This window comes from Haloferax gibbonsii (assembly GCF_001190965.1).
In the GTDB taxonomy this organism is placed as follows: domain Archaea; phylum Halobacteriota; class Halobacteria; order Halobacteriales; family Haloferacaceae; genus Haloferax; species Haloferax gibbonsii.
On sequence record NZ_CP011947.1, the window covers coordinates 1,894,603 to 1,916,195 of the forward strand.

Below are 21,593 nucleotides of genomic sequence, written 5' to 3' on the forward strand. Positions count from 1 at the left end.
AGGTCCGTGGGTCGTTAGACTTCGTCCGCGAACGCCGTAACTTGGTCGATGAGTTCCAACTGCGTCGCGCCGCCGGTCCCGAACCCGCCCGCACTCAGGCCGTACTCCTCATTCAGTCGCGTGTCAGTCCCGTTGAAGTCGATACTGACTTGCACGGTGTCGTTGGTACCGCCGGACGCGTCGAGCTCTACGGTGCCTCCAGTCGTTCCGTCGAGACTGGAGATGACCGTCGAGTCGTGCGTGAACTCGAAGACGTCAGTCGCCTCGGACTCGGTCAGTTTGTCGCCCGACGTGACCTCCTCGGTGAAGCCGCCGTCGTAGTAGAACCCCATCTCGTAGCTCTGGTCGGCGTCGTTGTTCGTCAGTTCCACGATGTTCGAGAACGTCTCGTCGGTGCCGACGACGCCGATAATCTGGACGTGAACCATCCCTTGACCGTTGTCGGCGACGGCGGCCAGCGGGAGGTCGTCGACGTCGATGTTCTCGATCTCGGTGTCGCTGTACAAACTATCTCGGATGTTCCCGCTTCCGGCTCCGCTCCCGGGGTTCACATCGACGTCCACGTCGGACCGTTCGGTAATGATGCTCATCGACGAGTCGGCGCTCGTGCTCGTCGCGTTGAACGCGCCGGTCCCGATTGCCGTCCCGCTGCCGATTGCGAGCGTTCCAATCGCCGCGATAACGTTGCGTCGTTTCATGCTCTCTGTTTAGGCGCTGTCGTCGACAGCGAAGATGCTCAGTTCGCCGGTGGCGTCAGCGTCGCTCGATGTCGGCGTCGTGTCGACTTCGACATCGACGGTAACCGAGGACCCCGCGTCGAGCGACGGTGCAGATCCGTTGTTGCCCGTCTCGCTGAGCGTGAAGGTGATATCTACGTCTTCGCCGCCGTCGCTACCGACGGTTAGTGTGACTTCCGTACTGAGGTCGTCGGCGCTGGGGACGTCGGGACCCGCTCCAGCTCCGAGACCGACCTGAACGGAGTTGCCCTCCGCGGAGTTGTTCGCAATCGTGAACACGTCCGTGAGCGTCGTCACCGCGTTCTCGTTGAAGCCCGAGTCGTTTCCGTCGTTTCCGTCCGCGTCCAGCGTCAGCGTCAGCGTATCTCCGGTGTTGTCCACGTACGGGCTGTCAGAGGTCAGCTGAAGGAACGCGCTCCCGTCGCCGGCCGTGCTCACACTTACTTCACGCGCCGCGCTCACGGTCGTAAACGCGCCCGTTCCGACGAGTGCGCCGCCGCCGCCGACGAGTGCTCCGAGTCCGATCAAGATGTTGCGTCTGTTGATTGCCATGGTTGTGTTCTCCCTGACACAGGTGACTGCGTCGTTGTCTCTCCCATCAGGTCCTACCCACTTTGTATTCCGGTGCTTGAACGAGTCCTCGGTCACCGTTCGATTCGACAAGCCCGGCTTTCTCCCCGTCGAGTCGGGTTCAAGCCCACCTTTCGCGGGTCGGTTTCGGCGTTCAATCGAGGATTTAGGACGGTGCAACTGACTCGCAGTCTGTCGATTTCTGTTCGGAATCGGTGTCTGTGGTGCGCCGTTCCATGATGATTGGTAACGCGTGTCTCGAACCGAGCTACCACAGAACACGACATACTAGCACATCGAAAGTGAGGGCCCCCAAGCCGGGACGCGTGACGACCTCACCGACACCCACGCGCCGGGGTCACGAGTGCTGTCGAGTCGGCGATAGGTAATTACGGGTTCACACGTAGTGTCTCATACACGCCGTGAAACTCAGCGACGTCCTCGAATACGCGGTGCTCGGCCTCCTCGTCGTCGCCGTCGTCGCGCTGCTGTTCGGGCAGGCGCTCGGCCAGCCGGTGCTCCTCGGCTACGTCGAGACGGGGAGCATGTCGCCGACGATGGAGCCCGGCGACGGGTTTATCGCGGTCCCGTCGGTCCTGCTCGAAGACCCCGAATCCGGCGACGTGGTCGTGTTCAACGCGCGCGAACTCCACGGGGGCGGACTGACGACCCACCGGGTGGTCAGGTGGACCGAAGAGGGGTACATCACGCGCGGCGACGCCAACCCCTTCACCGACCAAGAGAGCGTCGAGCCGCCGGTCAAGCGGTCCCAAATCGTCGCCGAGGCGCTCCAGATAAACGGGAACGTCGTCGTCATCCCGCAGCTCGGTGCCGTCGTCGGGGCGGTGAACGGTCTCGCGACCGGCGCGTTCGACCTCCTCGGGAACCTGCCGGGGTTCGAGAGCGCCGCCGAGGGCGAGCCCTCGCCCATGTTCCTCGTCGCTATCGGCGGGATTCTCATCGCGTTGAGCCTCGTGTTCGACGGCTCCGGGGGCGGGCGAAAACAGAGCTCGCACAGCCGTCGCCGTCCGGACTACTACACGAGCGGCGTCGTCCTCCTCCTGCTCGTCGTCATCGTCGTCACGCCCGCGACGCTGAGCATGGTTCTCGGGTCGGGACCGACGGAACTGACCATCGTGAGCTCCGAGTCGCCGAACGAGAACCCGCTCGTCGTCGGCGTCGGCGAGACGACGGTCATCGACTACACGCTGACGAACAACGGCTACGTCCCGATTATCACCGTCCTCGAATCCCGCGACCCGGGCGTCTCGTTCGGTCAGTCCGTGTTTGTGGTCCCCGGGAAGGGGTCGAAAAACACGACGCTCACTATCGAAGCGCCGGACCGAACCGGCGCGTACGACCGCGAGATACGCGAACAGCTGTACGTTCCCGTGCTCCCGCAGACGGTCATCCTCGGCTTACACGAGGTTCATCCGTTCCTCGCAATCGCGGCTATCGACGCCGTGTTGGCGTTCGCGACGCTCCTCGTGAGCGTCCTCGCGCTCGGTCTCGGCCCGATTCGGTTGCGCTCGACCGACCGGAACGTCTCGCTCGTCGAGCAGTTCAGACGCAAGTATCTGTGAGTGCGCTGGACGCCGGGGTCTGCTGCGTCCGCGCGCTCCCGACTTCGACTACCCGCGAACCTGCCCGGCGCTCGGCGTTCCGGTCACTCCCGCGCCGCCGGGGTCGTAGTCGAGGGTGTCGTCTCGGTCCTCGACTTCGAGGCCGTCGACCGAGAGCGTCGCCGACGCGCCGCCGAGTTCGACGGTGAGTTCGGCGTTCGTGGTGCGCAGGTCGGCGCCGCGGAGGAACACGTCGCCGTCGGCCGAAAGCGACACGTCCGCGTTCGTCGTCTCGAAGACGCTCTCGTTCGCGCGGAGGTCGCCCGCGGACTCGACGGTAATTTGGGCGTTCTTCGTTTTGACCGTCGCGCCGTCGAGCGTCACGTCGCCGGACCCCGACCGGAGGTCGATTTGGGCGTTTTTCGTCTCGATAGACGCGCCCGCGGCACCGATGCGCTCGCCGGTGAGGTCAATCTGCTTTTCGCCGTGGACCGTCGCGTTCTCGATGTCGAGGAGGCCGTCGTCGGCGTCGAGCGAAATCCGCCCGTTGACGACCGTAATCGAGGCGTTCCGCGCCGACACCGTCTCCCCGCTCACCTCGATGTCGCGGTTCTGGTTCTGGAGACTCGCGTCGCGGATGTCCACGGAGCCGTCGTCGGCCGCGAGGTCGATTTTCCCGTTTCGCGTGCTGATGCTCGCGCCGCGAGCCTGAACCGACTCGCCCGAGAGCGTGACCTTGCCGTTCTGGTTGTCGAGCGTCGCTCCCGTGACGTTCACGGGGCCGTCGTCGGCCGCCAGTTCGATTTCGTCGTTCGTGTTCCGGATGGTCGCGCCACCGGCCTGAACCGTCTCGCCGGTCAGTTCGACCTTGTCGTTCTTCCCCCGGACCGCGCTCTCGCGCACGTCGAGCGTCCCGCCGTCGGCCGCGAGTTCTATCTTCCCGTTTTTCGCGTCTATCGTCGACCGACGGAGCGTTATCGACTCGCCCGAGAGCGTAACCTCGCCCCAGTCGGAGTTGACCGTCACGTCGGTGAACTCGATGCCCGTCTCCGCCTCGATGTCGACCGAGTCGCCGCTCGTGAACGTCGTGTGCGTGACGACGACGCGCTTGGCCGAGATGTCGATAGCGCGCCAACTGTTGTCGATGGTGCCGTTGTCGGTCCCGACGACGAGCACCGCGTCGTCGTCGTCGAACGTCGCGACCTCCTGTTCGGTCAGGACGCGCTCGCCGTCATCGTAGGCGATGTCTTCGTCGCTGTCGACGTAGGCGACGCCGTTCGACGGCCCCGAGGGGTTGCCGTCGCCGCCATCGCTCCCGTCGCCGCTATCTCCGCCGTCGTTGCCGCCGCCGTTCCCGGGGTTGTCGTCGCCGTTCCCGGGGTTACCGCCGCCGTTCCCGCTCGTGCAATCGTACTCGACTCGCGCTTCGAGCGTCGCACCGGAGATAGAGACGCCGTCCGCCTGCGCGGAATCGACTTCGACGACGAGTGTCGCCACGCCGCTCCCCGCGTTCGGCCGCCGGCAGTAGGCCGTCACCTGGTGCTCGCCGCCCCGGCTGAGCGTCTGAGAGCCGCCCGACTGCGCGAGCGAAAGCGCGTTCACGTCGATGCTGGCGGTGTAGTCGACGGTCACGTCGGTGCCGAGGTTGTTTACGATTGAGCCGACCGCCACGGCGTTGCCGCGGCTTGGACTCGTCACGACCTCGCCGGTCGGTTCCAACGCGACGAGGGCTCGGTCGTCGTCGACGACCGAGACGTCGACCGGTCGCTGTCCGGAGACCGAACTAAAACTGCCCGTCGGAACCGCGGCGAGGGTGACGCCGAGCACCACGATGAGGACGCCGGCGTACCAGAGATTCTGATTCATGCGACGGTCTCCAGAGCCTACTCGTCAGTAGGACGTGGAGCGCCTTGTACACACCGACTGTCGGCGGTTCGGCCGGCCGCGCTTCTCGTCCGACGGACGTCACTCTTGAGAACAGTTTCGCCCCGTAAAGGGGTGACCGAACCTAAAGGGGAAGGGGGGAAGGGGGGATGAGTTCGGTCATGTGGATGCGTCCGAGGGGTTACTCTGTACGGTGCTGCATCCATGTAGGCGTAACCACTTCGAATATATAAATCATTCTGATTGTCAGCTCGGTAAACAATCTTGTGGCCAGCTATAACAGACATAACGTTATTAGACACACTGAAACGACTATGCCATTTGCTGACCTAAGTCAAACAATGGCGGAACACACACCGGCACGACGGCCCAGCGACGCACTCGAACGGGCGACGGCTCACGTCGACCGCGCCGAGGAACTCCTGTGGGAGTGCGCTCGCGACCTCCCGGACGACGCGGACGACGAGTTCGACCGACTCTTCGAGCGGTTGTGGGCCGTACAGAACGAACTCGGACGGGTCTCGTTCCCGGCCGCCGACGCGGCCGACGAGGCGGAGCAGACGCTGGGCCCTTTCGACTTCCCATCGACCGACGACTGACCGGTCTCGACCGGGTTCGGTGACTACTCCGCCTGCCGTTCTAACCACTCGCTCGCGTCGGTGACGAGGTCTAACAGCGCCTCCTCGATGGGACCCTCGCCCGCGAGGTTCACGCTCCAAGTGACCTGCGACTGTACCGCTTGGAGGTTGAGCATCGTGTTCTGGATTCGCGACGCCAGCACCACCGGGACCGTCGCGTCGAACCGCCGGATACCCTTGACCGCCTCGACGCCGTCGAACACCGGCGGGGCGTGGAGGCAGATGATGAGATGGGCCGGTGCCTCGGTCAACCGTTCGAACAACTCTCTGCTCGACTCCACGAACTCCACGTCCACGTCGGACTGTGCTATCGCCGAACCCGCGGGTTGCGGGCCGTACGCGAGGATGCGCGGCGTCGCCGCTATGCTGGTCTCAGACACGCACCTAGCTGTTCGCCGAGAGAGTATTTGACAGTTTCTCCGGAACGAACCGCCGCCGGCCGCACCCCCCGCTTCGGTGGCGGTCTGCGACGCGACCGGATTAAAACAACGTATCGAGGCGCTCGTCGACGACGCCCTCCGCATCGTCGTCGGCGTCGGCGCTCGTGTCGTCGGCCTCGCGGTCGCGGCGGTCCCGCTCGGCCTCGACGGCGGTCGACCGGACCTCGGCCACGCGGTCGCTCCGCGACACGTCGCCGAGGAGGACGAGCACGCCGACGTGGTTCGACTCGGGGAGCGGGTAGTCGCCGCCGCGGACCTCCATGCTCCCGGTCTGCTCTTCGACCCACGTCCGACTCCGCTCGATGGCCTTCCGGTTGAGCCACTCGGGCGGGCCGCTGACGACGACCAACCCGCGGGACGCGGAGTCCACGTCGCACGGGAGGGTGAGCCGACCGAGCACCGCCTTCCGCGTCTGGGTCGTGATGCGGTTGATGGAGTCGAGTTCGTCCACCGACGACGACCCCCCGCCCAGCAGTCCCTTGATGCTGAACCCGCCGCCGTCGTCGCTCTCGGGGAGTTCGCTCGCCGCGTAGCCGATAGTCGAGATGCCGCCGCCGCGGAGGGTGTTGATGACCTCCGAGGAGTCGACGACGCTCTCGCCGACCGTCCCCGACTCGCTCACCTCGCCCGAGGCGAAGAGGATGCCGAGGCGTCGCACCAGCTCTTCGTTCATCGAGTCGTGGGCCTGCGCGACGTCCTCGCCGCTTTTCGCCCACGCCCCGTTGTCGAACGCGAACACGTGGTCGGTCACGTCCACGAACGTCTTGAGCGACCGCGCGGCGTTGCGCGAGTAGAGCGCGCCCTCATCTGCGGCGGGAAGGATGCCGACGCCGTAGATGGGCTGTTCGTAGATGCGCTGGAGGTGCTTTGCGAGCACGGGGGCCGCGCCGCTGCCCGTGCCGCCGCCGAGTCCGGCGAAGATGAGAAACGCGTCGGCCGTGGAGGTCGGGGAGTCGTCGGTGCCGCGAAGGAGCTGTCGGCTGTCGCGCTCGGCGAGTTCGGCGGCGAGTTCGTTGTCCGCGCCGACGCCGTGACCGCTCACCTCGTCCGCGCCGAAGAGGATGCGGTTCTCCTCGGGGACGAGGTCGAGGCCGCGGAGGTCCGCCGACGCGGTGTTGTACGCCACCGCGTCGACGACGTAGTCGGCGTTCGTGCGCTGTTCGTACCGAAGGAGGGCGTCGAGGACGTTCCCACCCGCTTGTCCAACTCCGAAGCAAAGGACCTTCATCGTCTCTCTGTGGCACGCCATTAATGGTGAATCTTCTGTTAGCGGACTGTCACACGTGGGTCTTCGGCGCGGCCGACGGGGTAGTTCTATACGACCCGGGCGAGAACCACCGGCAAACTGCATGACCTGTCCGCGGTGTTCACAGCCCCTCTCGACGCTCTCGCTCGACGGCCGCGCGGCGCGCTACTGCGAGCGGTGCGGCTTCGTCGGCGTCGAGACGGTCCACGAGCGCGACGCGCCGAACCGAGAGTCGTGGGACGACGCGATAGCCCGCTTTCACGCACGGGCGGTCCGCGGGGCGCGCGAGCGCGACGAGGACGTGGTGGCTGAAGACGAAGGCGGTGACGACGAGTCCGCTGACGGCGACAGCGAGTCCGCTGACGGCGACAACGAGTCCGAACCCGAGGGCGACGAAGCTGACGCCGACAACAGCGAGAGCGACGCCGCCACCGACGAGAGCGACGCGACTGAAGGCGTCGCCGAGTCCGGAGCCGTCGAGGCCGACGAGACGGGTGACAGCGACACCGCTGACCGCGAGTCCAGCGACTACCAGCGCAAAAACGGGGAGGACGGCGACCGCGGGGACCGCACGGGAGACGAGTAACGCGCTCGCTCGCGCGCTCCCGGCGGCGCGTCGACCTCGGTCGTGACGTACTGTCCGGTCGGGTGCGTCAGTTCGGGTCGGCGTTCAGTTCGATTCCGGTGCGGCTTCTGCTTCGGGTTCCGGTTCGGGCTCTGGTTCCGAGGCGCTCCCGTCGGACTCCTCTTCGGAGCGGGCGGCGACGAGCGACCCGCGGGCGACGCTGTACAGCGGGCGGTCGATGCTCCGAACCTCGTTGACCGAGAACGGAATCGTGGAGTCTTCGAGGTGGTGTTCGAACAGCTCTTCGAAGCCTTTCGGGCTGGAGGTGCCGCCGGTGACGACGACGGGCACGTCGAGGCCCTCTTCGATGTCTTCCTCGTCGACCTCGCGCTCGATGTTCTCGATGACGTAGTCGAGGAGGTTCTCGTAGTAAATCGACAGCGCGCCCTCGACGCCGCCGACGTCCGTGCGGAAGTCGAGCTGGAAGTCGTCTTCCTTGATGGACGTGACCTTGTCGACGGCCGTGCCGGTGGCCTGTGCGGTCTGCTGGTCGATCCAGTCGCCGCCGCGGGCGATGGAGAACTGCATGACCGGCACCGCGTAGTACGCCAGACAGATGTTCGTCATGCCCGCGCCGAAGGAGACGCCGAGACCGGTGAAGTTGTTGTCGGCGAGTTCGCTGTAGATGACCGCCATCCCCTCGTTGATGGGTTCGGGGTCGTAGCCCATGTCGCCGAGCATCGATTCGAGCGTCTTGTCGTGATACAGCGTCGAGAGGTCCGAGTCGATGGGGTCCGCCGGACTCGAATAGAAGAGACGCTCGTTCGGCCGGGAGGGCGAGCCGACGACCTGCTCGATGATGAGCTTGATCATCGGAATCGCGGAGGACTCCTCGCTGGAGAGGATGCCGTGTTGCATCGGCCGGCGCGTCTCCTTGCCGAAGATGTTCGCGAAGTTGAGCGCGTCGTCGCCGACGACGTACACTTTGTCGTCCTTGCGGATGTGGAGCACGTCGCTCCGCGAGAGCATCTGCTCCGCCATGTCGCTGTAGTCGATTTCGACGAACGAGTTTCGCTGCTGGACAAATACGGTCTCACTTCCATCCTGGCTCGCGGACAGGATGTTCATGGTACCTACGTCAAGGCCTTTCGCCATACCTCACGCGTCGTAGGGCTGTCGCATAAATCTGTATGCGCTTTTGACATTCACTTCTGCCGATGAATCCAACGCCGAACCGATAGCCCGGCGTCCCGCGACGACTCAGGAGAACAGTCCGCGAATCCGGTCGACCACGCCGTCCGAGTCCTCGCGTTCGGCGTCGGCCTGCTGTTGCTTCCGGAGTTCGGCCAGCGCGGCGGCCTGGTCGTCCGTGCTGTCGCCGACCGCCGTGTCCTTCTTCCCGCCGCGGAGCCCCTGTAGCCCGGCGACCGCGTCGTCGACCCCGCCGCCGCGCGTCTCGGTCACCTTGGCGTTCTCGAAGCTCGCCCGGTCCACGTCGTCGACGGCGGAGGTATCGAGCTTCAGGCGGGTGGTCTCGGTTTTGCGGACGCCACCCCACGACAGTTCGGTGTTCGACATCGCCTCGTCCATGTCGCGGCGGACCTGCGCGGAGACGGCTTCCTCGTCCTCGCCGTCGTCGGTCGCGTCGGTCTCCACGTCGCTCCCGGTCGCGGCGGGGCCGCTCGTCCTCGCGCGGGCGAGTTGGAAGCCGACGAGCGACGTGCCGCTCGCGGCGACGACCGCCACCGCGCCGAGCGAGTAGATGCCGACGATGCGGCCGCTCTGGTCGGCGCTCGCGGAGACGTTCCAGTTGTGGGGGTACGCGCCGACGAACTGGACGACGGCGACCGCGCAGACGAGGAGGCCCGCGCCCGCGAGGACCGTCGGGAACCGGTACTGGGAGGGAAGCAGGACCACGACGGAGACCAAGAGGAGGGGAATCCCGAGCGCGCCGGTGACGCCCGCGACCTCGCGGAGTTCGTACTTGAAGATGTTCTCGGGCGGGATGCCGCCGCTCCACACCACCGCCGCGAGCGCGACGGCGAGCAGTCCGATAGCCGTAAAGAACAGCGCGAAGCCCGCGTAGACGGTCGTCTCGTCGGGGTCGGCGTCGACGTACCGCCGGTAGAGGGCGATGAGGGTGTTCTGCCCGTCACTCGACATGCCTCAGACCACTCTCCGGCGCGACATATAATGTTCGCTGGGTTCGGGGTTCGTACCGCCGCCGGCGTCCGAACCGACGCCCCGTCACGACCCGCCGGCGCACCGTTACTGTCCGCCGAGTCGCTACTGTCCGCCGGCGTGCTCGACGGACATGTCGTAGGCCGCGACCGTGTCGCCGAGGGTCGCCTCGGTGAGCGTGGGGTCCGCGTCGAACCGCGCGCTGGTGAACCGAGCGGGCCCGCGGACGACGGTGTCGCCGAAGGCCGCGGCGTCCGTCACGTGCGTGTACGCGAAGTCCAGTCGGCCCTCGATTTCCACCCCGAAAACGAGCGAACCCACGGTGCAGTCGGAGAAGTCCACGTCGCGCGCGACGCGGACGCCCGAACAGAACACCTCGTCGCCGAAGCGCGCGTGGTCGCAGACGACGCTCCCGCCGACCGTGGTTTCGACCACTCGAACCGGCGAGTCGGCGGAACAGACCGCGTCGGAGAGGTCGAGGCCGCCGGTCACGGTCGCGCGGACGAACGACGCCGCCCCCGACTCGAATCGCGCGCTCCGGAAGCGGAGCGCCCGCCCCTCGACGGTCGCGTTGTCGAAGGAGACCGGGCCGTCGAACGCGCTGTGCGTGAAGTCGACGGTCCCGTCGCGGGCGGTGAGCCCCGTGCAGTCGACCCGGCCGCCGAAGCCGGCGCTCGTCGCGTCGATGCCGCCGTCCACCGTGAGCCGCGTCGCGTCGAGTTCGCCGTCGACCGTCAGGTGTTCGAGCGAGAGGCCGTCGTCGACGGTCGCCGACGCGGCGACGATGTTCTCACGGACGCGGCAGTGCGCGAGGGAGAGCCGACGGTCGCACGCGACGTTCCCGAGGTCGAGGCGACCGCCCAGTCGGGTGTGGGAGAACCACGCCGGCCCGCCGAACTGCGCCTCCGCGACGGACACGTCGTCGTCGACGACGCCCTTCCGGAACGTCGCCCCGCCCTCGAAGCGCGCCTCGGTCGCGACGACCGCCCCCGCGCTGAAGCCGGTCGCGTCGAAGCGCTCGCCGAAGCGCGACTCGCAGAGCACCCAGCGGTCCCCGACCTGGAGACTGCGACAGGTGACTGTCGCGAGCGCGTCGAGCCGCTGCATGCACACCGCGCCGCCCACCGAGACGCGGTCGAGCCGCAGCGGGCCCTCGAGCGCCGCGTCGCGCAGGTCGATATCTCCTTTCACCATCGCGCCACGGAAGTCGAGCGGCGCGTCGTCGTCGAGCGTCAGCCCTGCGAGGTCGATGCGTTCGAACGACCCGCCGACGAACGCCGACGGCCGTTCGGGGTCGGAAATCGTCTCGCGGAGCGCCTCGGTGACGGCCGCGGGTCGCGTTTCGCCGACGGGGCGGTGAAAGAGACAGCAGTCGGCCGCACCGCTCGCGGGGTGCGGACACCGCCACACGGATGGCGATTCGTCGGCACCCGTCTCGTCGTCGGCGTCGAAGACGTGCTTGTAAGCACAGCGAGCGGGGCGTTCCACGTCGCTCGACCGTTCGTCGTTATCACGTAAATAGGTTGTCACGAAATCGCGAACGTCCGATTTCACCTTCGTCGCCACCTCAGTCGGCTGCTCTGATTACCGATCGATGAAGGGCGCACCGGCCTCCGCGTCGCCGACGACGGCCGAGAACGTCGCCGCGAACTCGAAGTCGCGGACGGGGAGCGTGACCAGCCGAACCGTCTCGCCGGCGCTGTCGTGGAAGCCGACGACGGTCCGGTCCGATTCGAGTTCGACCGAACAGCCGGCGAAGACGGGGCGGTTGAGCTGTATCGTCCGCACCTCCCGGACTTCCTCGGGGGTCGCCTGCTCGCCGTCGTGTCGAATCTGCACGAGTCGCGTCTCGGTCAGAAGCACCGTCATCTCCTCGTAGTGGCTGACCGACCGGAGCGTCTCGTGTTCACCGACGAACTGGTGAATCGACTCGTAGAGGCTCATACGCCGCCTACTCGACCCACTCCTATCAACGTATCTACAACAGTTTTCGGCGTCTCTCGACCGTCAGCGCGGGTCGCGAACCTCGCGACTCGCGGCCTGAACGGTCGGGGCCCGACCGTCTGTCAGAGGCGTGCAGGCGGGACGGGCCGCCGTGACTGGGCAATCGCGCTGTCCACATCCTGACCAACACGACTGCCCGCTATACGGTCGTCGTCGGGAGTATATCAACGTATGTGCCCGTCGCTGCGTGGACAGTCGAAAACCGGTGTTCGAGCTCAGTCGGCGGCCTCGATACCGGGGTCGCCCGTCAGGACGATGATGTCGGCCATCCCCCGCACGGACCTGAACGGGACCCGAACACCCCGCGGACCGACTTCCATTCCCTCGGGCGGGTCTTCGACCGAGACGAGAAGCGCGGTCACGCGGTCGTCGTCGAGGTCGACACAGAGGTCGACTGCCTCGCCCAACCGGTTCCCCGAGGCGGTGTACACGGGGCGGCCTTCGATGCTCGGAATCGGTTCGATGCCCGTCGGTGACTGGGGGACCATACCTACGCCATCGAACGTGTCAATAAAAAATACCTCGGTCGATGCGGGCGGTTCGGTCCCGAGGGGTATCGAGGGGTACGAGGCGTTCCGGTCCAGACGCGTACCGCGCGATAGTCGCCGAGAGACGACGCGAGCGCTGGATATTCTCCCGCGTCGATATGTATTTAGGCACGCCTAATGGATATGAATCTGGTCAGGAAAACTGAGCCTCGGTGTTCCTTCCACAGACCCACCACCACTGCCGAGGCCGACTGACCATTTTCTCACGGGCAGGCGGTTGGTCGTGTTTATCCCGCTGTCGTCTCTCCCGCCGAGCGCCGTCGCCGCCTGCACTGCGTACAGTCCCGTTGCCATGATGCAAAGTAATCTTCACATTTATGTTTTTGAATACACACTTTCTCCGTATGGTAGACAGTCCGGTCCGGGCGTATGGTGCGCTGTTCGTCGTCGTCGCGGCGGCGGTCAGCGGTGCCATCATCCTCTCGGGATTCGTCGCTATCGACTTCGTACTCGACACGGTCACGGTCTGGGGATACATGGCTGCGGTCGGCGTGATGGTCGTCTGTGCGGCGGTCAGTTGGCTGACCGACCTCCCCGGAATCCTGTCGAGCGAGTTCGGAAGCGGCGGACGGTGAGACGACGCTGAGGCTGCCACTACCGCGCGTTCGAAAAAGAACCCCTGTCGGGACGTTCCCCTGACGGGGGTGTTAGTCCCGAATCTCGACGAACAGCCGCTGCACGTCGACGATGTTGACCTCGCCGTTTCCGGAGAAGTCGAACGCGTCGGCGTTGTCGGTGATGCCCGGACTGTTCCGGTTCGCGAACATGGCCTGCACGTCGGAGACAGTCACGTTTCCGTCGCCGTTGATGTCTTCGAACGTTCCGTCGCCGTCCGGGTCAGTCGGCACGGCGTCCGATGCACCGACCGGCTCGAGCGCGACCGCGGTGAGGGTCGCGCCGCTCTCGGAGCCGACGTCGTATTCGGTACCCGGCTCGCTTCCCAGTACCGTCTCGGAGACTGCGAGTTCGGACGTTCCCGCCGACGTGAGTGTGACGTTCACGCGGGCGAAGGTGACGGTCCCGTTCTGCGCCGTGTCCATGCCGAACGCGTCGACTGCGACCGAGTCGTTCTCCGCGCCGTACTCGACGTCTGTCCCGTTCGGCGACCCGAGAACGGTCACGTCGGTAATCGTCCCCGTCGTGCCGTTCGTCAGGTTGAGCGTCGTCGCGAACGCGCCGACGCCGTCGGTGACGTTCGTCGCGACGAGGTCGACGGTCACCGTCTCGTTCACGCTCGCGGTCGTCGGCGTCGCGAGCGCGCGAACGTCGACCGCATCCGGCGTCGTGTTGCTCTCGTCGTCCTCGTCACCGTCCAACTGGACCGTCACGGTTCGGTCGTCGTCGAGCGAGAGCGTCTCGGTGGTCTCGATACCTTCGAGGTCGGTCGCGTTCGGCGGCGCTTCGACGGTCAGCCGAAGGTCGCCGACGAGTTCGACGCCGGGGCGACCGGTCGCGTCCAGCACCATCGTGCCGTTCGGAAGCGTGCTTCCGGAGACGAAGCCGACCGAACCGTTGTTGCGGTGGTCGACGGTGACGCGCGCGTTCTCGACCGCGTCGCCGCCGGCGTCGACGACGGAGACGTTGAGCTGGTGGGCCTCGGGGAGCGCGACTGTTCCGACGTCGTGCGGGGCGGCCCCCACGTCAATCGACGTCGCCGCGTAGACGTCCGGGACGCCGTCGCGCGGGAAGCTCGTTCCCTCCTCGGCGTACCGTTCCTGTCGGAACTTCACGTTGTAGGTCCCGTTTTCCGCGACGGACACGCCGAACGCCCCGTCGTCGGCCGTGCGGGCGAAGCCGCCGCCGGACGTGCCGTTCGTATCGCCGAGGACGACCGCGGTCCGGTTGACCGCCGGTTCGCCGTCCGGCCGGACGAACCGACCGGTGACGTTCACTCGGTCGGTCAACTGAACCGTGAGGTTCGTGTCCGACGTGACGTTCAGCCGCGTCCCGACGAAGGTCTCGTTCGGGCCGTAGACTTGGACCTGCACGTTGCCGCCGTAATCGTTGGGGACCGCCTCCGGGCCGGCGACTTCGACACCCTGGGTCTGGCCGAAGATGAACTGGCCGTCACTAGCGGTCTGCCCGCTGACGGAATCGAACACGCGGTTCCCGCCGTACGCGACGACGACCGTCGCGTCGTCGACCGGGTCGCCTTGCCGGTCGAGTACGGTCACATTGAGGCGGTTGGCATTCGGTAGTTCATCGCTCCCGAGATGCGCCGAGTCGTCGGCGTAGACGCGGTGGAGCGGGTAGAGGTCCGGCACCCCGTCGACTTGGCTACTCGGCTGGACGAACGAAACCTGATACGTTCCGCGGGCGGCCGTCAGGTCGTATTCGCCGTTCGGCCCGAGCGACGACACGTCGCCGTCGGGTGCGCCGAGACGAGTGTCGAGGACGACCTCACCGGGCGGGACCGTCCCGTCTGCGGCTTCAACGAATCCAGTCAGATTCGCCGGCGACCCGTCCGTCTCGTTCGTGGCGAGCGTGAACGAGAGGTCCGTGTCGTTCGTCACGGTGACGCGCTGCCGTTGAATCGTGTCCTCGTACGCGTCGGACTCAACCGGCGGTGCGACCTCCACGGTCACGTTGCCGGTGACTTCCACGCCGGGCCGAGGCGCGTCGTTGATGATGAGCCGTCCGTTCGCATTCGTCCGGCCTCCGAACACCACTCTCGCGGAGCCGTTCGCGTGCGTGATTCGCAGCCGTGCGTCTTCGACCGCACTTTCGTTTTCGGCCGTCACGGAGACGTTGAGGACGTGGCCCTCGGGAATCTCGGCATCGACGGTCGTCGTCTGTGACGTGTTGATTCGGTCGACCGCGTAGATGTCCGCGACGCCATCGCGGGGCCACGCGTCGGCTCTGGAGGCCGACTCGCTCGCGTTGAACTGGTAGAACCCGACCTGGTACTCGGTGTCTTGGAGCACCGACTGGTCGAATTCGGCGATGTCCTGCGTCGTGTTGTAGAACCCGGAACCGTTCGTCGTTGCGGCGGCTGACGGGCTATCGAACGACTCGTCGAAGAACGCGACCGTGTCGTTGACCAGCGGCGTCCCGTTGGCCGTGGTTACGTGACCGGAGACGGACGTGGTCTCGCGGATCGGCTCTGCGTCCTGGTCGATGCTGATGTAGCCCTCTGCCGACGAGAGCCGACCGTCTGCGGTGACGGTCTGGACCATCGCCGAGTAGCTACCGGCTTCGGTCGTCGCCGGAATCCTGACCGACGCGTTCTCGCCCGGCGCGAACGTCCGGGTCGTGAGCACGCGTTCTTCGGCCTCTTCATCCCACGAATAGACCGTGAGTACGCCGCCCTCGACGGTCTCGTCGGGGACGTCGTAGTTGATTGTCACCGTCTCGCCGGGTGCGACTTCGGTGTAGCCGCTCCCGCTGTCAGTGACGTTGACGTCCACGACGTACTGGCTCAGCGACGGCGACGTCCAGTAGTTGAAGTCCCGCGTTCGGCTGTCGGCCGCGAGGGCGACCGAGAGCTGCGCGTCCGCGGGCACGTCGTAGGTGAACGACGCCTGCCCGCTCGCGTTCGTCGTCACCAACCCGGTCGCGAACACGCCGGCTCGCAGGCCGTTGCGTGCACCGACGTACGCGACAGGTGCGTTCGAGACGGGCGAGCCATCCGCGTCGATGAACGCTATCGAACCGTTCGCCGACTGGCCGGCTTCGGTTCCGAACTCCCCGTCAAGTTCGGTTTCGCCCTGCGAGATGTCCGTGTAGCCGTAGCCGACGACTGTGCTGTCGTCGACAGTTGTCGTCGCGCGCAGTCGGATGTTCCTGTTGTGGTAGTTCGCGAGCGACTGCGGCAGGTCGAACGAGACCGTTGCCGCGCCGGTGCTGTTCGTCGTTACGGTCCGGTAATCGAGAACTGTCGCGTCGACTCCCGAGAGCACGCGAACGTCCTGATTACTTACCGCCGTGCCGTTTTTCTCGACGACGACTGTCGCCGTCGCGCTTCCGTCCGGGCTGACGTCACCGCCCGTCCGGACTTCCACCTCGGCCGCCGGTTCGTCCGGCACCGGTTCGTCGTCCTCGCTCGTTCGGTTTTCGACTTCGAGCTCGGCGTCCTCAGCGATTCGGACGCCGTTCGTCTCGAGGGTGACGTCGTAGTGGACGCGGTACTCCGTCTGGTTCGCCGGCACGTCCCACGACGTCACGAACTGGCCGGCGGCGGTCGTCGTGAGCGTCTGAGTATCGAGGACCACGTCGCTCTCGTTTTCGACGCGCAGCGTTAGCTCCTCGTTCGCCAGCGGCTCGCCCGTCTCGGTGAGAACCGTCCCGGAAATCGACGCGCGCTCGCCCGGGCGAAGCTCCCACCAGTTCGGGATGTTGACGCTACTGATATACTCCGCCGAATCGATGGTCGCGCGCTCGGTTTCGCCGTTCGGTCCGGTCGCACGAACGACGTACGACCCCGTCTGTGTCGTCGTGAGATTGAGCCGAGCGAAACTGTCGGTCCCCGTCGTCACGTTCTGTTCAGTGACGCTCCCGTCGGGTGCCCGAATCTCGACGTGAACCGGGTCACCGGTGGTGGGTTCCCCGTCGACGCTCGTGTGGACGGCGACGCCCACGGTGCTGTTCTGCGGCGTCGTCTGGCGGTAGTACTGCGGAACGAGCTGGGCTCGCGCGCCCGCGGTAAAGCTCGCGTAGCCGGAGTACCCGCTCGTGTCCGACGTAACGAACACTTGGTACTCGCCGTCGTCGCGTCCGGCGAGGTCGTAGCTGACCACCGCCGTCCCGTCCTCACCGGTCGTCGCGTTGAACGTGTCCGTGCCGTTCGGCGTCTCGACTTCGACCGTGAGCGACGTGTTCGCCGGCACGTACTCCTCGGTCGTCACGTTCACCGCGCTCACGCGGATGTCGACAGTCCCGTCGCTGTCGTACGACGGTTCGCCGTACTCGTAGGCGACACTTGCCCCTACGTCGATCTCCGGTTCCGAGTCGTGACTGAACGAACTGAGGAGTTCGTCGGACGACTCGGCGTCGGTCGCCGTGACCGTCGAATCGTCCGAGAGCTCGACGCGTTCGGTCTGCTTCTGGATGCCGTCGTCGGTCCGCGTGTAGGTGACGACGAGATACTCCCCGCGCGGGAGCGACGACGTGTCCACGTCACCCCCTTCGAAGTGGTAGTCCGCGCCCGAGCCCGTGTCGATGAACACCACCTCGAGGACCCCGCTTTCGTTTATCGGTTGTACCTCTGTATCCGGTTGCTGCTGTATCTCCTCTGCCGCACTAACCCCAACCAATGCGACCGAGCAGACGAACAGCACTGCCCCTAGTGTAACTGCTATCCGTGCTCGCATCGCTCGCAAGTGTTTATCGAAATAGTATAATTGTATGGTTCGTTGGAAACAATTGACTGTCCCGCGTTTTCGACGGACTCCGCGGCTTTCTACTGACCCCTTTCGAGAACCGTTCTCGAGGTCTCTCAGAGCGGAGTCGATAGGTATAATGACTTTAACATTGTCACACTACTGTGCGTCTTGGTAACGATACTTTCCCTCTTCGACTCGTCGACGCTGATGAACACATCGACTGTCACTCGGAGAAACAATTATTGGCTGTCACATGGACTTCCAACCGAATGAGTGCCTTCAGTACCCGTGAACGTGCGGATTCGTAGGTGCTGACAAGAACGTTCCATACAATATGGTGGCTACACACTACGAAGTGGGTGAAACAGTACCTGCGGACATCTGCTCGGTCCCCGCCGAGGAAGAAGAGATAACGTTCGCCGTCTCCGTCGACGTCTACGACGGATACGGGAGCGCCAAGCACGTCTATCCGACAGAGCAAGTCGAACGCGTCTGGGACCTGTTCGTCACGAACACCGAAACCGACGAGGTGGTGGTCGAAGACGAAGTTCGGCTCTACACGATTCCCCACGACGCGCTCCGCTGAGTGGGTCGTGGTCGCACGCTCGCTCGCCTCCGCGTCCTGCCCGAGTCGCGAACCCGAGTCGCGTTCGACGACCGTCCGAAGGGGCCGAAATATCCGAGAGCTGACTATGTACCGAACGGTCAGATACTCGCGGACGTACCACCGAACCGACCAGACAAACCTGCGACAGCTATGCGCGACCGCGCGACGACGGCCGCATCGGTTCGGACCGGTCGTGGGGTGTCGATGCCGAACCGTTCGCGTACAGACGGCTCACGCGGCGCGTCAAGTGGCCGTGGTCAGAACTCGGAGACCGTGCCCAGACTGTGGCGCGGTGAGTCGACAGTCGGAGAACTCCCGTGTCAAACGTATCAATCTATCAGTTAGTTATGCGAGTTGAGTAATAATTATCACGGTGCTCGTTGGACATATGGCTGAAACTTGAGCAGTACGCCTTCCGGTGTATGGGTAGGGAGCGATACTGCTTATAGTATCGAAAAATCGTGTGGGTTGTCAACGCATGGCCAAAGAGAGATACGATGCAGGGGAAACCGTACCGTCGACCATCTGTACAATCGCCGACGACGAAGACGGCCTGACGTTCGGGGCGACAGTCGAAGTCGACGAGGGAGAGGTTGCGTTCGCCGTTCCGGTTGAGGTCTACCACGGCTACGGAAGCGCGAAGCACATCTATCCGGTCGAGCAGGTCGAAGACGTTTCGGACCTGTTCGCGACGGAGAGCCACTTCGAGGAGGTGACCATCGCGGAGAACGTGCAGTTGTACACGATGCCGCACGAGTCGCTCCGCTGACTGCGCGGCGCGCGAGTCGGCCTCCGCGTCGACCGCGACCCGCCTCGCTCCGCTCGTTCGCCTCCTCGTCGTGAAATCCCGGTTCTTTGTCTCCGTATTCTACATCATTATTTCTACGCGCGTCTCTGTCGGAGCGAAGACTCTACCTACCTCAGCGTTCCCATCACGAGCAATGACGCTCGAAGACGACGCTCGGGACTACCATCGACGGCCGCCCGCGGGAAAAATCGAGATTGCGACGACGAAGCCGACGAACACGCAGCGCGACCTGAGCCTGGCGTACTCGCCGGGCGTGGCCGCGCCGTGTCTCGACATCGCCGACGACGAGACGGCGGCCTACGAGTACACGGCGAAGGGCAACCTCGTCGGCGTCGTCTCGAACGGCTCCGCCGTCCTCGGGCTGGGGGACATCGGGGCGCAGGCGTCGAAACCGGTGATGGAGGGCAAGGGCGTGCTGTTCAAGCGCTTCGCCGACATCGACGTGTTCGACGTCGAGTTCGACCACGACGACCCCCAGGCGTTCGTGGAGTCGGTCGCCGCGATGGAGCCGACGTTCGGCGGCATCAACTTGGAGGACATCCGCGCGCCCGAGTGCTTCGAAATCGAGGAGTCCCTGCGCGACCGGATGGACATCCCCGTGTTCCACGACGACCAGCACGGCACGGCCATCATCTCCGGCGCGGCGCTACTCAACGCCGCCGACATCGCGGACAAGGAGCTGTCGTCGCTGAACGTCACCTTCTCGGGGGCGGGCGCGGCCGCGACCGCGACGGCGCGGTTCTACGTCTCGCTGGGCATCCCCCACGAGAACATCACGCTGTGCGACATCGATGGCGTTCTCTCGGAGTCGCGGGCCGAGGCCGGCGAACTCGACGAGTACGCCGAACCGTTCGCCCGCGGCGTCGACGACGGCGACCTCGAAGACGCAATCGAGGGCGCTGACGTGCTCGTCGGCCTCTCGGTCGGCGGCATCGTCAGCCAGGAGATGGTGCGGTCGATGGCCGACAACCCAATCATCTTCGCGATGGCCAACCCGGACCCCGAAATCGCCTACGAGGACGCGAAGGACGCCCGCGACGACACGGTCATCATGGCGACCGGGCGCTCCGACTACCCGAATCAGGTGAACAACGTCCTCGGGTTCCCGTTCATCTTCCGCGGCGCGCTCGACGTGCGCGCGACCGAAATCAACGAGGAGATGAAGCGCGCGGCCGCCGAGGCGCTGGCGAACCTCGCCCGACAGGACGTGCCCGACGCGGTCGTCAAAGCCTACGGCGACGGCCCGCTGCAGTTCGGCCCCGACTACCTCATCCCCAAGCCGCTCGACCAGCGCGTCCTCTACGAGGTGACGCCCGCCGTCGCCGAGGCGGCCATGGAGAGCGGCGCGGCCCGCCGCGAGCGCGACCTCGACGACTACCGCGAGGAGTTGGAGGCCCGCCTCGGGAAGTCCCGCGAGATGATGCGCGTCGTCCTCAACAAGGCGGCGACGAACCCCAAGCGGGTCGTCCTCGCCGAGGGCGAAGACGAGAAGATGATTCGCGCCGCGAGTCAGTTGGTCGAAGAGGGCATCGCCGAACCCATCCTCGTCGGCCGGACGAAGGAGATTCTCCGCACCGCCGAGGACCTCGGTCTCGATTTCGACCCGACCATCGCCGACCCCGAAAGCGGCGAGTGGAACCACTACGTGGACCACCTCTACGAGCGCCGCCAGCGCAAGGGCCTCACCCGGACGGAGGCTGCCGAACTCGTGCGGAGCGATTCGAACTACTTCGCCAGCGTGATGGTCGCCATGGACGACGCGGACGCGATGCTGACCGGTCTCACGCATCACTACCCCTCGGCGCTCCGCCCGCCGCTGCAGATTATCGGCACGGCCGACGACGCCGACTACGCCGCCGGCGTCTACATGTTGACCTTCCGGAACCGCGTCATCTTCTGCGCCGACGCGACGGTCAACCTCGACCCCGACGAGAACGTGCTCGCCGAGGTGACGAAACACACCGCCGAACTCGCCCGGCGGTTCAACGTCGACCCCCGCGCGGCCCTGCTCTCGTACTCCGACTTCGGGAGCGTCACCAACGAGGGGACGCGCAAGCCCCGCGACGCGGTCGAACAACTGCACGCCGACCCCGCCGTTGACTTCCCGGTCGACGGCGAGATGCAGGCCGACACCGCCCTCGTCGAGGAGATGCTGACCGATACCTACGACTTCGCGGAGCTCGACGACCCCGCGAACGTCCTCGTGTTCCCGAACCTCGAAGCGGGCAACATCGGCTACAAACTGCTCCAGCGTCTCGGCGGCGCGGAAGCTATCGGTCCGATGCTCGTCGGCATGGACAAGCCGGTCCACGTCCTCCAGCGCGGCGACGAAGTGAAAGATATCGTCAACTTGGCCGGTGTCGCCGTGGTGGACGCCCAAGAGGAGTAACGCGCTCCGAGCGGCGTCGAGCCACCTCGGCCGGCCGCGGCGGCCACTCCGTCGTGTCAGCACGAGAAATTAAATACGTTCAGCCGAGTCAGG

General features: G+C 65.6%; 18 protein-coding genes. 7 read left to right on the forward strand and 11 right to left on the reverse strand.

Features of this window, described 5'->3' with window-relative positions:
• Positions 1-14: 14 nt before the first annotated feature.
• Positions 15-698: a hypothetical protein gene (locus ABY42_RS09845; protein ID WP_050459335.1), complete on the reverse strand. Its 684-nt coding sequence runs from the start codon at positions 696-698 to the stop codon at positions 15-17.
• Positions 699-707: 9 nt separating this feature from the next.
• Positions 708-1,289 carry a hypothetical protein gene (locus ABY42_RS09850; RefSeq protein ID WP_050459336.1) on the reverse strand — a complete coding sequence of 194 codons (582 nt, stop codon included), beginning with the start codon at positions 1,287-1,289 and terminating at the stop codon, positions 708-710.
• 440 nt (positions 1,290-1,729) lie between these two features.
• Here ABY42_RS09850 and ABY42_RS09855 point away from each other — a divergent pair, with 440 nt between their 5' ends.
• On the forward strand, positions 1,730-2,890 hold the full coding sequence (locus ABY42_RS09855; RefSeq protein WP_050459337.1) for a signal peptidase I: 1,161 nt from the start codon (positions 1,730-1,732) through the stop codon (positions 2,888-2,890).
• Positions 2,891-2,938: 48 nt separating this feature from the next.
• Here ABY42_RS09855 and ABY42_RS09860 read toward each other — a convergent pair whose 3' ends face one another.
• Complete coding sequence (locus ABY42_RS09860) at positions 2,939-4,735, reverse strand: DUF4097 family beta strand repeat-containing protein (protein ID WP_050459338.1); 1,797 nt, start codon at positions 4,733-4,735, stop codon at positions 2,939-2,941.
• 359 nt (positions 4,736-5,094) lie between these two features.
• Between ABY42_RS09860 and ABY42_RS09865 the strand changes: the two genes are divergently transcribed.
• Entirely contained in the window at positions 5,095-5,352 is a 258-nt protein-coding gene (locus tag ABY42_RS09865; protein WP_050459339.1) for a hypothetical protein, read from the forward strand.
• Positions 5,353-5,375: 23 nt separating this feature from the next.
• Here the strand turns inward: ABY42_RS09865 and ABY42_RS09870 are convergent, their stop codons facing one another.
• Positions 5,376-5,771, reverse strand: a complete 396-nt coding sequence (locus ABY42_RS09870) for a response regulator (protein WP_050459340.1) — start codon at positions 5,769-5,771, stop codon at positions 5,376-5,378.
• A 100-nt stretch (positions 5,772-5,871) separates the two neighbouring features.
• Positions 5,872-7,059, reverse strand: coding sequence for a tubulin/FtsZ family protein (locus ABY42_RS09875; protein ID WP_004976170.1), 1,188 nt, complete (start codon positions 7,057-7,059; stop codon positions 5,872-5,874).
• Positions 7,060-7,180: 121 nt separating this feature from the next.
• Between ABY42_RS09875 and ABY42_RS09880 the strand changes: the two genes are divergently transcribed.
• A complete protein-coding gene (locus ABY42_RS09880) occupies positions 7,181-7,663 on the forward strand; it encodes a zinc finger domain-containing protein (RefSeq protein ID WP_050459341.1) in 483 nt (160 codons plus the stop codon).
• 84 nt (positions 7,664-7,747) lie between these two features.
• On the opposite strand, the gene ABY42_RS09885 is transcribed toward ABY42_RS09880, so the two are convergent.
• The 5 genes from ABY42_RS09885 to ABY42_RS09905 form a co-directional block, all read right to left on the reverse strand.
• Positions 7,748-8,770 carry a cell division protein FtsA gene (locus ABY42_RS09885; protein ID WP_004976166.1) on the reverse strand — a complete coding sequence of 341 codons (1,023 nt, stop codon included), beginning with the start codon at positions 8,768-8,770 and terminating at the stop codon, positions 7,748-7,750.
• A gap of 132 nt (positions 8,771-8,902) precedes the next feature.
• Positions 8,903-9,805, reverse strand: coding sequence for a DUF7139 domain-containing protein (locus tag ABY42_RS09890; protein ID WP_050459342.1), 903 nt, complete (start codon positions 9,803-9,805; stop codon positions 8,903-8,905).
• A 123-nt stretch (positions 9,806-9,928) separates the two neighbouring features.
• A complete protein-coding gene (locus tag ABY42_RS09895) occupies positions 9,929-11,311 on the reverse strand; it encodes a pentapeptide repeat-containing protein (RefSeq protein WP_050459343.1) in 1,383 nt (460 codons plus the stop codon).
• A gap of 96 nt (positions 11,312-11,407) precedes the next feature.
• A complete protein-coding gene (locus ABY42_RS09900; RefSeq protein WP_050459344.1) occupies positions 11,408-11,767 on the reverse strand; it encodes a hypothetical protein in 360 nt (119 codons plus the stop codon).
• 275 nt (positions 11,768-12,042) lie between these two features.
• Positions 12,043-12,315 carry a PRC-barrel domain-containing protein gene (locus ABY42_RS09905; RefSeq protein ID WP_050459345.1) on the reverse strand — a complete coding sequence of 91 codons (273 nt, stop codon included), beginning with the start codon at positions 12,313-12,315 and terminating at the stop codon, positions 12,043-12,045.
• 404 nt (positions 12,316-12,719) lie between these two features.
• On the opposite strand from ABY42_RS09905, the gene ABY42_RS09910 reads away from it, so the two are divergent.
• Entirely contained in the window at positions 12,720-12,950 is a 231-nt protein-coding gene (locus ABY42_RS09910; RefSeq protein WP_004976153.1) for a hypothetical protein, read from the forward strand.
• A gap of 72 nt (positions 12,951-13,022) precedes the next feature.
• Here ABY42_RS09910 and ABY42_RS09915 read toward each other — a convergent pair whose 3' ends face one another.
• Positions 13,023-17,540, reverse strand: coding sequence for a dockerin type I domain-containing protein (locus ABY42_RS09915; protein ID WP_231608259.1), 4,518 nt, complete (start codon positions 17,538-17,540; stop codon positions 13,023-13,025).
• Positions 17,541-18,030: 490 nt separating this feature from the next.
• Between ABY42_RS09915 and ABY42_RS09920 the strand changes: the two genes are divergently transcribed.
• The 3 genes from ABY42_RS09920 to ABY42_RS09930 all read left to right on the forward strand — a co-directional run bounded on the left by ABY42_RS09920 (position 18,031) and on the right by ABY42_RS09930 (position 21,500).
• Entirely contained in the window at positions 18,031-18,282 is a 252-nt protein-coding gene (locus tag ABY42_RS09920) for a hypothetical protein (protein WP_004976149.1), read from the forward strand.
• A 499-nt stretch (positions 18,283-18,781) separates the two neighbouring features.
• Positions 18,782-19,072 carry a hypothetical protein gene (locus ABY42_RS09925; protein WP_004976145.1) on the forward strand — a complete coding sequence of 97 codons (291 nt, stop codon included), beginning with the start codon at positions 18,782-18,784 and terminating at the stop codon, positions 19,070-19,072.
• Positions 19,073-19,244: 172 nt separating this feature from the next.
• Positions 19,245-21,500 (forward strand): NADP-dependent malic enzyme, encoded by a 2,256-nt coding sequence (locus ABY42_RS09930; RefSeq protein ID WP_050459347.1) that lies wholly within the window; start codon positions 19,245-19,247, stop codon positions 21,498-21,500.
• Positions 21,501-21,593 lie beyond the last annotated feature (93 nt).